This window comes from Serratia sp. 1D1416 (assembly GCF_003641105.1).
GTDB classification, from domain to species: Bacteria; Pseudomonadota; Gammaproteobacteria; order Enterobacterales; family Enterobacteriaceae; genus Serratia; species Serratia ficaria.
Window position 1 is genome coordinate 466,299 of record NZ_CP032738.1, and the last position, 13,192, is coordinate 479,490.

At 62.1% G+C, this 13,192-nt stretch carries 10 protein-coding genes; 2 read left to right on the forward strand and 8 right to left on the reverse strand.

All coding sequences use genetic code 11. From position 1 onward, the window contains the following. Position 1: 1 nt before the first annotated feature. From D7I37_RS02240 to D7I37_RS02275, 8 genes are all read right to left on the reverse strand, one after another. On the reverse strand, positions 2-1,276 hold the full coding sequence (locus D7I37_RS02240) for a beta-ketoacyl synthase (RefSeq protein WP_129543235.1): 1,275 nt from the start codon (positions 1,274-1,276) through the stop codon (positions 2-4). After that, on the reverse strand, positions 1,269-2,663 hold the full coding sequence (locus D7I37_RS02245) for an efflux transporter outer membrane subunit (RefSeq protein ID WP_129543236.1): 1,395 nt from the start codon (positions 2,661-2,663) through the stop codon (positions 1,269-1,271). The genes D7I37_RS02240 and D7I37_RS02245 overlap by 8 nt, the downstream gene beginning before the upstream one ends. Beyond that, a complete protein-coding gene (locus tag D7I37_RS02250) occupies positions 2,660-4,615 on the reverse strand; it encodes an ABC transporter permease (RefSeq protein ID WP_061796864.1) in 1,956 nt (651 codons plus the stop codon). The genes D7I37_RS02245 and D7I37_RS02250 overlap by 4 nt, the downstream gene beginning before the upstream one ends. Next, positions 4,605-5,696: an efflux RND transporter periplasmic adaptor subunit gene (locus D7I37_RS02255; RefSeq protein WP_165283078.1), complete on the reverse strand. Its 1,092-nt coding sequence runs from the start codon at positions 5,694-5,696 to the stop codon at positions 4,605-4,607. The genes D7I37_RS02250 and D7I37_RS02255 overlap by 11 nt, the downstream gene beginning before the upstream one ends. A gap of 75 nt (positions 5,697-5,771) precedes the next feature. Then, complete coding sequence (locus tag D7I37_RS02260; protein WP_129543237.1) at positions 5,772-7,904, reverse strand: ATP-binding cassette domain-containing protein; 2,133 nt, start codon at positions 7,902-7,904, stop codon at positions 5,772-5,774. 19 nt (positions 7,905-7,923) lie between these two features. After that, positions 7,924-8,880 (reverse strand): ABC transporter, encoded by a 957-nt coding sequence (locus D7I37_RS02265; protein ID WP_129543238.1) that lies wholly within the window; start codon positions 8,878-8,880, stop codon positions 7,924-7,926. Continuing rightward, on the reverse strand, positions 8,880-9,545 hold the full coding sequence (locus tag D7I37_RS02270; RefSeq protein ID WP_129543239.1) for a DsbA family protein: 666 nt from the start codon (positions 9,543-9,545) through the stop codon (positions 8,880-8,882). The genes D7I37_RS02265 and D7I37_RS02270 overlap by 1 nt, the downstream gene beginning before the upstream one ends. A gap of 160 nt (positions 9,546-9,705) precedes the next feature. After that, positions 9,706-9,912: a DUF4762 family protein gene (locus D7I37_RS02275; RefSeq protein ID WP_061796871.1), complete on the reverse strand. Its 207-nt coding sequence runs from the start codon at positions 9,910-9,912 to the stop codon at positions 9,706-9,708. Positions 9,913-10,349: 437 nt separating this feature from the next. On the opposite strand from D7I37_RS02275, the gene D7I37_RS02280 reads away from it, so the two are divergent. Both D7I37_RS02280 and D7I37_RS02285 read left to right on the forward strand, forming a co-directional pair. Then, entirely contained in the window at positions 10,350-11,270 is a 921-nt protein-coding gene (locus D7I37_RS02280) for a LysR family transcriptional regulator (protein ID WP_061797022.1), read from the forward strand. A gap of 332 nt (positions 11,271-11,602) precedes the next feature. After that, complete coding sequence (locus D7I37_RS02285; RefSeq protein ID WP_095099062.1) at positions 11,603-13,186, forward strand: L-lactate permease; 1,584 nt, start codon at positions 11,603-11,605, stop codon at positions 13,184-13,186. Positions 13,187-13,192: the final 6 nt, after the last annotated feature.

Consider the following 13,192-nt stretch of genomic DNA (forward strand, 5'->3'; position numbering starts at 1 on the left):
ATCACTCCTGGTTATCAATCTCATGTTTGCCGAAGACCAGCGCCGCGTTCGCCCCGCCAAAACCAAAGCTGAGGTTCATGACGTTCCGCAGGCGGCCGGGGCGGTGCCCCTGGCTGATATAGTCGAGATCGCAGGCCGGATCGGCCTCATGCAGATGGCAGGTGGCCGGCATTATTTGCTGCTGCAGCGCCAACAGGCAGATGATGGACTCAAAGCTGCCGGAGGCGCCGATCAGATGGCCGGTAAAGGATTTGGTGCTGGAGAGCGGCGTGCGGTAGGCATCCCGGCCCAGCGCCAGCTTGATGGCTTCGGTTTCGTTCAGGTCATTGAGCGGCGTTGAAGTGCCGTGCGCATTGATATAGTCAATCTGGTGGCTGCGCAGCCCGGCCTGTCTCAGCGCCCGCCGTATGCTGTGCACCCTGGCCTGTTTATCCTCCGCCGGCGCGGTAAGATCAAAGGCATCCGAACAGCTGCCGTAGCCTTTGATTTCGCCCAGTATTGTCGCGCCGCGCGCCACAGCGGCCTCACGTTCTTCCAGGCACAGCACCGCTGCGCCTTCCGCCAGCACGAAGCCATTGCGATCGCGGCTGAACGGGCAGCTGGCTTTCGTGATGTCCTGTTGCTCATGGGTCAGCATGCGCAACACGTCAATATTCCAGATGGCGCCATTACCGCTCAGCGACTCTGCGCCGCCGGCCAGCATCATCGAGGCCCGCCCCCAGCGGATAATCTCGAACGCGTCGCCAATGGCGATACTGCCGCTCGCGCAGGCCGCCGCCGGCGAATTCTGGTATCCGCGTAAACACCAGCGCTGGCTGCAGATCGCCGTCGCAATATTGGGCATCGAGTGGAAAGCGCCAAACAGGCGACCCAATCCGGATTGCAGGTAATCCGCATTATTGAGCGACGCTTCGTCCTGCCCCCCCCACCCGCTGCCGATAATGACGCCGCACTCCAGCGCAGGGTAAACCTCGGTCGGCCCAACCGCCGTCGGGGGAAACGCCATCTCGACTGCCTCGCTCGACGCGGCCAACGCCAATCGGGCAAAGCGCGGCAGCCGGCGGCGGAGGGATTGCGCAACCCCCTCCAGGGGCGGTTCCTGATCCATCAGCGCAAAAAAACGCGCGCGGATCCCCGCCGCCGATTTATCGTGATAACGGTACGCCAGACGATATTCCATCATCGCCTGCCAGTTTTGCTGCACATTCATGCCCAGGGCCGTGACCGCGCCGTAGCCGGTCACCACCACCCGTTTCGGCTGCATTTGCTTATTCATGATCCTCCCTTGTTTCTCGATCGCCCGGGGCAGCGCCGCCCAGCGCCAGCCAAAGCTGCATGGTGGCGTTCAGATAGCGGTACTGCAGCTGCGACAGCGCGTTTTCGCTCAGCAGCAGGCTGTCCTGGGCATCCAGCAGCGTCTGCAGCGACACGGCGCCGGCGCGATACTGGCGCTGGGCTAAAAACACCGCCTGCCGACTCATCGCCAGCAGCTGCCGCTGATTGCCGATTTGCCGCTGTGCGTCCAGGCGCTGCGCCATGGCGTTATCCACGTCCGCCAGGGCGCGATAGACCGCATCGCGAAACTGGATTTCCGCCTGCTGCGCCTGCAGCAACGCTTTTTCACCGGTCAGCTGCGCCTTGCGCCACTCGATAAACGGCAGCGCCAGCGCCACCCCCAGCGAGCGCGTCGGGTCGCCGAACCATTGCCGGAACGCCTGGCTGCCGGCATCAAGAACGGCATTCAAACTCAGCGTCGGATAAAAACTCAGGCTGGCCAGCTCGGCGCCCGCCAGCGCGGCGCGCAATCGGCGCTCTGCCGCCTGCACGTCCGGCCGCTGCGCAATCACCGCCACCGGTTGACGTTGAACGATCGCCACGCTTTCGATAACCAATGAACGGCGCTCCCAACGCCGCGCCAACGGCGACTGCCCGAATAGCAGCGCCAAAGCGTTGCGCGCGGCCTCCCGCTGCTGCCGCAGATCGGACAGCTGATTTTCTCGCTCCAGCAGCCGCTGCCGGGCCTGCAGCAGCTCAAACTGGCCGACATCGCCGGCGGCATGGCGCGCGCTCGCCAATTGCAACGTGCCTTGCGCGATCGTCAGCGCCGCCTGCAGATTGTCGATTCGCTGATTGAAGTCCGCCAGCTGCCAATAAAGCCGGGCGCCGGTGCCGATCAACACCAGCGCGGTGTTTTGCCGATCCAGTGCCGACGCCGCGGCCAGCCATTCGACCTGTTCACGGGCGCGCGCCAGCTTGCCCCACAGATCCAGCTCATAGCTCAGTGACAGCGAGCCCCGATAGCTCTCCTGCGAGCGCCCGGCGCGGCGTAACGTCCGGCTGTTGCTGCCGCTCAGGCTCGCCGTGGCGTCCGGCGTCACGTTGCCGTTTACTAATCCGGCATCCAGCAGGGCCATGCGCAGCTGCAGCCCGGCCAGCGCCAGATCCTGATTGTTCGCCAGCACGCCGCCAATCAAGGCCGACAGCTGAGGATCGTTGAAATTGTCCCACCATGCGGCCCCGCTGCGCGGCACGCCGCCGGCCTGGTCGGCGAGTCGCCAATGCTGCGGCAACGCCGCCTGCGATTGCGCCGCCCCTGGATGCGAGCGCCCGCCGCAGCCGCCGAGCATCACTATGGCCAGCAGCAAAATTAAGCCTCTGTTCATTCGCGCGCCAGCGCCTCCACCGGCTGCAGGCGCGCTGCGGTGCGCGCCGGAAAAAAACCAAACCCGATGCCAATCAGCGCCGAGAAACCGCAGGCCAGCAGCAGGGGCGGCCAGGTGAACACCATCACCATTTGCGGCGCCAGCCAGGCCAATGCCAGGCTGACCAAGGCGGAACAGGCAATGCCCAGCGCGCCGCCCAGGCAGCAGATCACCACCGCTTCGATCAGAAACTGGCGCATGATGTCGCGTTCTCTGGCGCCGGCCGCCAGCCGGATGCCTATCTCATGGGTGCGTTCGGTCACCGAAACCAGCATGATGTTCATGACGCCGACCCCGCCGACCAGCAGGGAAATGCCTGCAATCGCGGTGATCAGCCAGGTCATGGAATCTGAAGCGCGTTGTATCGCCTGGGTCATCTGGTCGTCGGTCAGGATGAAGAAATCCCGCCGGCCGTGTTCCAGCATCAGCCGTTGCGTTGCGGCGCGTTGGGCATCGGCCAGGGAAGCCCCTGCGCTTACCCGCAGCACGATCGACTCCAGCGGCGCGTCGCCCGCGATGCGGGCGCTTAGCGAGCCATAAGGCAGCCAGGCCAGCGGCTGAGCGCCGGCATAGCCGGCCCCGCGGCGCTGCGCCACGCCGATCACCCGATGCGGGACGCCCGCCAGCTGCAGGATCTCCCCGATGGGATCCTGCCGGGCGGCAAACAGCGCCTGCCTGAGCCGGGTGTCGATCACCGCCACCGGCTCGCGATCGTCCAGATCCTGCCGGGTAAAGCCGCTGCCGGCGAGCAGACGGATGCCTTGCGTGCGGAAATAATCGCCGCCGACGCCCATCACCGGCAGCGGTACCTGCTTCCCCGCCCGCACGGCCAGCACCTGCGCGCTGGCGACCGGAGATACGCTGTCGACGTCGGGCAGGGCCGATAACAGCGAAACGTCCCGCAGGCTCAGCGAGCGGGCAAAATCCGGGCGGGATTTATCCCAACCCAGCCCCGGGCGTATTTCCAGCGTGCTGGTCCCAAGTTGGCTGATTTCATTGATAATATTTTGCCTGGCCCCCTCACCGATCGCGATCGACGAAACCACCGCGGCGATGCCGATGATAATGCCGAGCATCGACAGCAGGGCCCGAACCCGGTGCCCCAGCAGGGAACGCCACGCCATGCCGAGGGCCGCGTTCAGCGCCGGCCAAAAATGCGCCCTGTCGGGCGAGCTGGACAGCGGCGGCGGCGATTCGCCCGGCGGAGCCGGCCGGGCCTGCCTGCGGCGATCGGCGACGATCCGCCCGTCGCCGATCTCAATGATCCGCTGCGCCTGTTCGGCAATCCGCCGATCGTGGGTCACCACCACAATGGTATGCCCGGCGGCGTGCAGCGCATGCAAAATGCTCATCAGATCCTGGCCGCTGGCGCTGTCCAATGCGCCGGTGGGTTCATCAGCCAATATGATTTCGGCGCCGTTCATCAGCGCGCGCGCAATGCTCACGCGTTGCTGCTGCCCGCCGGAGAGCTGCGCCGGGCGGTGCTCCGTTCGCGAAGACAGCCCCAGACGGGTCAGCAGATACTGCGCTCGCCGCCGGCGCTCAGCGGCCGGCATGGCGGTATACCGCGCCGGGATGGCCACGTTCTCGCTGGCGGTCAGATACGGCACCAGCTGATAACGCTGAAAAATAAAACCGATATGGCGGCTGCGCAACCGCGCCAGCCGATCGCCGTCGGCGCGATGAATCGCCACATCGTTGATGTGCACGCTCCCCTCGCTCGGCTGGTCCAGGCAGCCGATGATATTCATCAGCGTCGACTTGCCGGAACCGGACGCGCCGACGATCGCCACCATTTCCCCCCGGCCGATGCGCAGAGAAACCTGCTTCAATACCCGCACTTTTTGCTCACCGGCGATAAAGTCGCGGGAGACGTTATCCAGAGCAATCATCGCCGCGGCGTTAACGGTCATCTTCCTGCTCCTTATCATCCGGCTGCGGCGCCAGCAGCACCCACTCTCCTTCGCTCAACCCCTGCAGCACTTCGGCATAGCGGCGATCGCTAATGCCGATGCGGACCCGGCGCGGGACGATCCGCTCCCCCTGCCGCACCTGCACTTCATACCGGTCGGCTGCCGGCGATGCGCCTAACGCGGCCATCGGCACGCGCACCGCGCCGGTAGCGCGATCGGTAGTGATGAACACCTGCGCCGTCATGGCGGTGCGCAACCGACGCTCGCCGTTGGCGATGGCAAAAACGCCGTTGTAATACACCGCCGACGCCTGCTGGTTGAGGCTTCTGCCGAGCGGATCCGCCTCCAGCGCCTCGGCCGGCGCCTGCTGTATGGCGCCCATGGCGCTGTCATAGCGCCGCCGGGGATCGGCCGCGGCGTAAAACCACAGCGGCTGCCCTGTCCGCACCCTGAGAATGTCGGTTTCCGATATGCGGGTATGCACCATCATGGTATCCAGGTTAGCCAGCACCATAATGGTCGGCGCGCTCTGCGAGGACACGATGGTTTGCCCTTCCTGAGTGACGATGCCCAGAACTTCACCGTCGATCGGCGCCACGATGCGGGTGAAAGCCAGGTTGGCCCGGGCGGTTTCCAGCGCCATTTCAGCCTGGACAATCTGCGCTTCATTCATCTTCAGCAGAGCCCGTTGCGCATCCCGCTGCGCCCGGGCTTTCTCCAGATCGCTGGGCACGCCGGCGCGATCGCGCTGCAGCGCAAGCTGGCGTTTCAGCTCCAGCCGGTACTGCGTCAGCTGCGCCTCACTCGCCAGTTTCTGCGCCTGTGCACTCTTCAGCTCGGCCTGCGATTTGCGCAGTTCGTTGTGCTGCAAGGTCGGATCTATCTCGGCCAGCAGCTGCCCCTGAACCACCCGGTCGCCCTGTTTGACATACAGTTTCTTCAACTGCCCGTTAACCTGCGCCCCCACGTTAACCTGCTGGGCCGGTTTCAGAATGCCGGTGGCCAGCACGTTTCTCTCGATGTCGCCGCGATCGATGCGCGCCACGGCAGGCGCCGCGACCGCCGCCGGCCGGTTCAGCAACGCCGCCCCCCGGCAATCGCCGCCAAAATGGCGAGTGCCGGCAGCAGCAGCCTGGCCGTTTTTTTTCCCGGCATGTCACGCCACCGTCGCATCAGGCTTCACCCCTGCCGCGGCAAGGGCCAGGGTTTTCAGGCGGCCATCCGCCATGTGCAGGGCGCGGTCAAACAGCGGCAACAGACGCTGATTGTGGGTCACGGCGATCAGCGTCTTGCGCCGTTCCCGGCAGTGGGCCAGCAGCGTCGCCACCACCCGACCGGCTGTCTGCTCGTCCAGATTGGCCGTAGGTTCGTCCAGCACCAGCACCGGGCTGTTGCTGTACATCGCGCGCGCCAGCAACAGCCGCTGCCGTTGCCCCAACGACAGGCCGGCGTGGCTTTCGCGCACCGGCGCATTCACCCCGCCGGGCAGCTTGGCCACCGCCTCGGCCAAATCCAGGCCGAGCAGGATCCTTTCCACCTGCGCCACCTGCCCCGGCGCCGGGGGAGCAAACAGCGTAATGTTCTGCAGCACCGAGGCGTTGAACAAGATGTCTTCCTGACTCTGCAGGAAAAATAGCCGCTGCGCCGCTGCGCCCTCAATCGGCCGGCCATCCCGCTCCAGCGCCCCCCGCTGGGGCGTCAACAGACAGGCGATCACCTTTAGCAGCGTGCTCTTGCCGGCGCCGGAGCCGCCGGTAATGGCGAGACACTCCCCGCGCGCCAGCGTCAGCGACATATCGCGCAGCACCGGCAGGCCGGCATCATAGGCAAACGTCACCGCGCGGTAATCCAGCCGGGTGGCGAAACCGCTCACCCGCGGGGCGCCGGGCGAGCCGCCGACGGGAACGGCGGGAAACAGATCGCGAGCGCGTTCATCGATTACATGCAGTTGGTTCTTATGCAAAATGGCGAAAAAAATCTTGCTGGTGTTGGCGGCGAAAATTTCGCGCAGGAAACTGTAAGCGAAGAACGCCCCCAGGCTAAGCGCGCCGCTTTTCAGCAGCGGCAACGCCAGCAACATGAAAAGCACCATTTCCAGGCTGCCGATCAGCTGGTAAACGCTGCCTTTCACCTGTTCATAGACTTTTTGCTGCTGCAAACAGGTGAACAGCGCAAGGGCCTGAGCGGCAAACCCCGCCTGCCGCTGGCTGGCCAGCCCGGCGGATTTGATGGTCGAAAACCCCTGAATGGTTTCCAGGATAAAGTCGTTTTGCGCGGCGCCCTTCACCTGCAGCTGCTGGGTAAAGTAACGGTCGCGGTAAATGGCCCACAGGCTGACCGCCCCCATGAACAGCATGCCGATCACCGGCACCAGCGCCAATATCGGGCTCAGGCAGCACATCGCCACCAGCGCGATCGCGCCGATAATCCAGTCGGTACGCAGGCCATTATCCAGCTCTATCTTTTGTGCGGCGGCCATTTGCCAGCTGGTAAAGCGGCTGAAGATCTCGCCGGGCGCGCGTTTATTAAAGAAATTCAGCGAATTATCCAGCAGCCGGGCAAAGCCGGCGGCGCTGTGCAGCAGCACGAAACGCTTGATGAAACGTTCGGTAATCGTGCGGGCGACCAACGCCAGTGCGGTGGAGATCACGAACGCCAACAAATAGTAGAAATAAGGGAAGTCCACTTCCCCGGCGGTGGAAAACACCTGATTGATCGCATTCCCCACCATCAACGGCATGATGAACAACGTCAGCGAGATAACAAACGTCATCGCCGCCAGCCGATAAACGCCGGCGATGGCGGCGGTGTCCTTCATGCTCAGGCCGGCGAACCTCCTCCCGCGCCCGGCGCGCTCAGCCCGGGCGGCGCTATTTGCCGCCGGCGCGCTATCGCGATCCAGCACCAGCGCATAGCCGCTGATTTCCGCTTTCAAGGCGCCGATCGGCAACAGCTGCTGGCCCAGCGCCGGGTTCATTACGCAGACGTGGTCGCCCTTTCGGTAAGCCAGCAGAACATAATGGCCGGCGCCGTAATGCAGGATCGCCGGCAAAGGCAGCGCGGCCAGATCCTGATGTTCGAACGCCACCGGGTAGGCCGGCACCGCCAGCTCAGTCAGAATTTCACACAGCGTGGCCAGCGAAGTGCCGTGCTGCGAAGCCGGATAACGGTCGCGCAGCGCCAGGAGCGAGGTGGCGATCCCTTGCGTTTCCGCCAGCATCGCAACGCAGGCCAGGCCGCACTCGTTGATTTCACTCTGAAAGACCGGCGTTGGAATGATATTTCCCATGTGTTTCCAGGTTCCTGACTTATTCATTAATAAAAAACAATGAGTGCGAGTGCCATAACAGCCAGTCGTCCGCGTGCCGAACCATGGCCTGTTCGACCAACCCCGGCAGCGCGAGACGGATATTTTCCGCCGCGCCCGGTTCATCGATGCGAATATGGATCCCGCGATCGTAATAAAGCGAGTAGCACACCATCTGGGCGCGCAGCGCGCGCGACAGGCGAACGATGCCGCTGTGCAACTGCGCCGGACGGTGAAACAGGCGACACGCCAGCTTGGCCGTCGGCCCGCTATTGCCGTGCAGGGTGTAATCCGGCGTGATGTCCGGAAACAGGATGATGTTGCGCCGATGATCCGCCGCCTCCAGCACGGCCTGCGCCAGCTTGCCGGCAACCCGCCGTTGGTCGTCATGAATCGAGCAACAGTCGAGGCGCTGCCGCCACCCGTGGGCCGGCGCCCGCTGGAAGTGCTGCTGCACATCGCCCGAGACGATCACCGTGGCCCGCCCCGGATACACGTCGGCCCCCACCAGCGCGGCCAGCACGTCGGACACCGTATGCATCGGCGCCAGGATCACCGGAACGCCCGCCCGATGCAGCGGCTCCACCACCCGGTTGAGCCGTGCGGAACACCGTGCGAGCTGCTCCAACAGCGGGCCGTTGTGCGCATAAACCGCCGCCAGATCCAGCAGCCGCCGCCGCTGCATCAGCCAGGCGAAGTCTACCGGGCGGCTATCCTCTTCCCCTAACAGGCTATGGCGATTCGCCGCGGCCACCGCACGGCGGTTGCGCGCGCGGCGCGACAGCGGCCAAGCCGCGTGCAGCCGCCGCCGCACGCCCAGCCAGAGGCGGAAATCGACATGCCGCAACAGGCTGCCGCTGAGCCTGTCGCCCAGCCGGCGAATGGCCCCGGCCACGCGAGCCAGGTGGTCGAGAACGTTTTTCCACGCCAGAAAAACCCACACCGTAAACAGTCGCATCAGGGCTCCAGCGGTTTATCGTGCTGCAGCAAAGACAGCAGCTGCTCGCTGAAGGCCGGGAACTCACGGTCCTGCACCGCCAGCCACTTTTTGTTGACGATAAAGCTCGGCGTCGCGCCGATCGGGTAATGACGGCTCACGGCGGTCATATATGCCAATAGCTGTTGCACCGCCGCCGAACCGCGGGCTTGCGCATATTCCGCCTCGTCGATGCCGTTGGCCTTCAGCCAACCGCGGAGGCGCCTTTCATCCGTCAGATCCAGGTTGTCTTTGATGGCCGCCTGGTAGGCGGCGGAACGATGCTGCGCTTCGATGCCCATGACGGTCAGGGTGGCGAACAGCGGTGCAAATGCCGTCATGGGGGATTTTTCGTCGCCGTTGACATGCAGCCGTACCAGCCTGGCGCCGACGGGCAAGTTTTTTTCCAGTTCAGCAACCTGATCCTCGTTCGCCTCGCAATAATGGCAGGCATAGGAGAACAGCTCGATAATCGCGTCGTCGTCTTTTATCGGGCTGTTTTTTACTTTATCTGCGGAAACGAAAATCAGACTTTCCGGCGCGGGTTGATTTATCACGTAGTGATGGAAATAGGCCGAAGTGATAAAAGAGGAAGCGAAAATAATGAAAATGGTATAGCCAAAGAATAACAAATAACGTTGATACATAGCGCGCGCATCCTGCGAACAGATTAATATTCATCCCTTCCGGCAACGGGTTGCCGGGGCGGCTCGGTACTGTGCCCGGGTTCTCGCGCTCGGGATAAAAAGTGGGGCGAATAACCTCGCCCCACCGATGAAAGCCGGCCTAAGCGCAGGCGTTCAACGCTTATCGGTTAGGCGTAACCGGCCCGCCCGGGCAGTTGGAAGCGGCGACCGGGCGATAGGTTTTCTTCACCCAGCCGTATTTGTCTGAGCAGGTTGTCACCAGCATGCAGCTTTTCGCCGCGCCGGTGCCGACCCACTCATACTCGCGGGTTTTAACATAGGTACCGCCAACGATTTTTTCCGCTTCGGAGAGGTTGATCTTTTTCATTACAATGTCCTTATATATTAAAATTAAAAAACACACCACATGCTCCCGATTAAAGGCGGAGCAATTCTAAAACGCTAATCCAGAGGGATGACAGCGAGGAATCAATAACAACGAAAATACCTGAAAAAGAATAACCAGCTCACCAGGGCAGATCAATACAATTATTTACATCAACGCATAACGTCAGTTGACCCTGGCATAAATAAAACTCGGATATTTCCATTAAAATAAGGGTGTAAATTAAGAATAAAAATAAACATCAACTCATAGCCGCAATTTATGCCAACGGATATTTCTCAAAAAATGAGCATTTAAAATGAGAAACAATCAGATCTGACCAGTCTTGATGACCGCCGTTCGGCAATGAAAAGATTGCTTCCTGGCCCGCCGGATTTACACTGGTGAACCAACCCGGCCGCCGCAACGACAGGATGCCCATGCTCGCCACACATGAATATGCCAACGACCTGATTCTGTTTGCCCTGATTGTTGACTGCGGCTCATTCAGCAAAGCCGCCGAAACCGCCGGCGTCACCAGTTCCGTGGTCAGCAAGCGCATCGGCCGCCTGGAGAAATCCCTCGGCGCGCGCCTGTTGTACCGCACTACCCGCAGCCTGAGGCTGACGGAAAGCGGCCAGGCGCTGTATCAGCAGGCCAAGGACATCAGCGCAAAGGTGCAGGACGCGCTCTACGCCGTCAGTGAAAAAAGCGAACAGTTGACCGGCACCATTCGCATGTCGGTGCCGACCATTTCCGGCGAGCTGCTGTTGAGCGAAAGCGTGGCGGAGTTTTGCGCGCTTCACCCCAGCCTGAAGGTAGAAATGCGGCTGGAGAACCGCTTTGTCGATCTGGTCGAGGAAGGCATAGATCTGGCGATACGCACCGGCACCATGCCCGATTCCAGCCTGATCGCCCGCCCGATCCTCGATTCCCGCTGGGTGATCGTCTGCTCGCCCGGCTACCTTGAAAGCCATCCGGAACCCCGCAGCGCCGATCACCTGCTCGGCCATAACTGCCTGACCTATACCTATCAGGAAAGCGGCACCGCCAACTGGCTGATGAAAGCGCCGGGCGGCAACGAGATCTACGAGCTGCAGGTGAACGGCAACCTGTCCGCCAACAACGCCAGGGCGATCCGCAAAGCGGTGATCGGCGGCCACGGCATCGCCATGGTGCCGCGCTGCATGGTGTATGAGGATTTGCAGGACGGCAAACTGACGGAAATTCTGTCCGGCCACTGCGGCAAGGTCTTGGGCATTTACGCCGTTTATCCCTATACCCGCAATTTACCGCTGAAAACCCGTCTGCTGATCGAACATATCATCCGCTCCTACCAAAGCATCAGCCATTATTTTTGAAGCAGATCACAAGTTTATTCCCGCGGCGAGCATGATAGCCGTGGGGATTACTGCACTTTTGGACATAATCTATTGGGCATTAACGCCTAATTAATGTGACGTCGCGCATTCGTCATACAATAACGCATTTCATCCAGTTGATTTTTAAAAAGATTAACCGCACCGCCAACTTGTGAATAATTACGTAAAGTAATAATCCCGTCCCCGTTTGCCGACATTGAAAAATTACCTCATGGAATAACCCGCAGGGTTGTGATTAGAATGAAAATGTTGCGGCAATTAACCTTTCGGCTACATATCCCTGCAAAAAACAATAATAACCTGAGGCTCTTATGTCCCTGTTCTTCAGTATTGCGCCCATTGTCCTGCTGATTTGGATGATGACCAAAAGGAACGGCGTTCCCTCTTACCTCGCCCTGCCGCTGACGGCCGCGGCGGTGTACGCCGTACAGCTGCTGTGGTTCGACAGCCTGCCGCGCCTGCTGCACGCCAATATCATCACCGCGCTGGTGTCGGTGTTTACGCCGATCACCATCATCGCCGGCGCCATCTTGCTGAACAAGCTGATGCAGATCAGCGGGGCGGAAAACGTGGTGCGCCGCTGGCTGGAGAATATCAGCCCCAATCCTGTGGCCCAGCTGATGATTATCGGCTGGGCCTTCGCCTTTATGATCGAGGGCGCCAGCGGCTTCGGCACCCCGGCCGCCATCGCCGCGCCTATTTTGGTCGGGCTGGGCTTTAACCCGCTGCGCGTCGCCCTGCTGACGCTGGTGATGAATTCGGTTCCCGTCTCCTTCGGCGCGGTGGGCACCCCCACCTGGTTCGGCTTCGCCAACCTCGGCCTGCCGGACGCCAGCCTGCTGGAGATTGGCCGCCAGACCGCGCTGATCCACTTCGTCGCCGGGTTTATCATTCCGCTGCTGGCGCTGCGCTTTATCGTTTCCTGGCAGGATATTCGCCGCAATCTGGCGTTTATTCTGCTCAGCGTGCTGAGCTGCACCGCCCCTTATCTGCTGCTGGCGCAGGTCAACTATGAGTTCCCGGCGCTGGTCGGCGGCGCCATCGGCCTGACGCTGTCGGTATTGCTGGCCCGCGCCCGAATTGGCCTGGCGCGCGGCGAGAACGGCGCAGCGCGCGGCCAGCCGGTGCCTCTGCTGCAGGTGGTCAAGGCGATGACCCCCACCCTGCTGCTGATTGCTATCCTGATAGTGACCCGCATCCACCAACTGGGCATCAAGGCGCTGCTCAACAGCACCGCGCCGCTGTGGCAGGGAAAGCTCGGCTGGCTGGGCGAACTGCGCGTCAGCGACGCCCTGATCGTTGAGCTGCAGCAGGTGTTGGGCACCTCCGCCGCCGCCAGCTACAAAACGCTGTACGTTCCGGCGCTGATCCCGTTCCTGCTGGTGGTGCTGCTGTGCATCCCGCTGTTCCGGCTGAACCGCGGCCAGGTCAAACAGCTGTTCAGCGAAACCGGCGGACGCATCGGCAAGCCCTTTGTCGCCCTGTTCGGCGCGCTGGTGATGGTCAACCTGATGATGCAGGGAGGAGACAGCGCGCCGGTGATCCTGATCGGCAAGGCGCTGGCCGCGCTGACCGGAGAGAGCTGGCTGCTGTTCTCTTCCTTCCTTGGCGCGCTGGGCTCGTTCTTCTCCGGCTCCAACACCGTCTCCAACCTGACGTTCGGCGGCATCCAGCAGTCGATCGCCCTGAGCGGCGGCCTGAACGTCAACCTGACGCTGGCGCTGCAGTCGGTTGGCGGCGCCATGGGCAACATGGTGTGCCTGAACAATATCATCGCCGTGTGCTCGATCCTCGGGATCGGCAACGCCGAAGGCAAAATCATCAGAAAAACCGTGCTGCCGATGCTGGCGTACGGCGGGATCGCCGCCGTCATGGCGCAAATCCTGGCTTTCTGACCGAAA

Bases quoted from the DNA above. Each gene is read 5' to 3' on its own strand.
- D7I37_RS02240 (WP_129543235.1), bottom strand. From the start codon at position 1,276: ATGAATAAGCAAATGCAGCCGAAACGGGTGGTGGTGACCGGCTACGGC.
- D7I37_RS02245 (WP_129543236.1), bottom strand. From the start codon at position 2,663: ATGAACAGAGGCTTAATTTTGCTGCTGGCCATAGTGATGCTCGGCGGC.
- D7I37_RS02250 (WP_061796864.1), bottom strand. From the start codon at position 4,615: ATGACCGTTAACGCCGCGGCGATGATTGCTCTGGATAACGTCTCCCGC.
- D7I37_RS02260 (WP_129543237.1), bottom strand. From the start codon at position 7,904: ATGGGAAATATCATTCCAACGCCGGTCTTTCAGAGTGAAATCAACGAG.
- D7I37_RS02265 (WP_129543238.1), bottom strand. From the start codon at position 8,880: ATGCGACTGTTTACGGTGTGGGTTTTTCTGGCGTGGAAAAACGTTCTC.
- D7I37_RS02270 (WP_129543239.1), bottom strand. From the start codon at position 9,545: ATGTATCAACGTTATTTGTTATTCTTTGGCTATACCATTTTCATTATT.
- D7I37_RS02275 (WP_061796871.1), bottom strand. From the start codon at position 9,912: ATGAAAAAGATCAACCTCTCCGAAGCGGAAAAAATCGTTGGCGGTACC.
- D7I37_RS02280 (WP_061797022.1), top strand. From the start codon at position 10,350: ATGCTCGCCACACATGAATATGCCAACGACCTGATTCTGTTTGCCCTG.
- D7I37_RS02285 (WP_095099062.1), top strand. From the start codon at position 11,603: ATGTCCCTGTTCTTCAGTATTGCGCCCATTGTCCTGCTGATTTGGATG.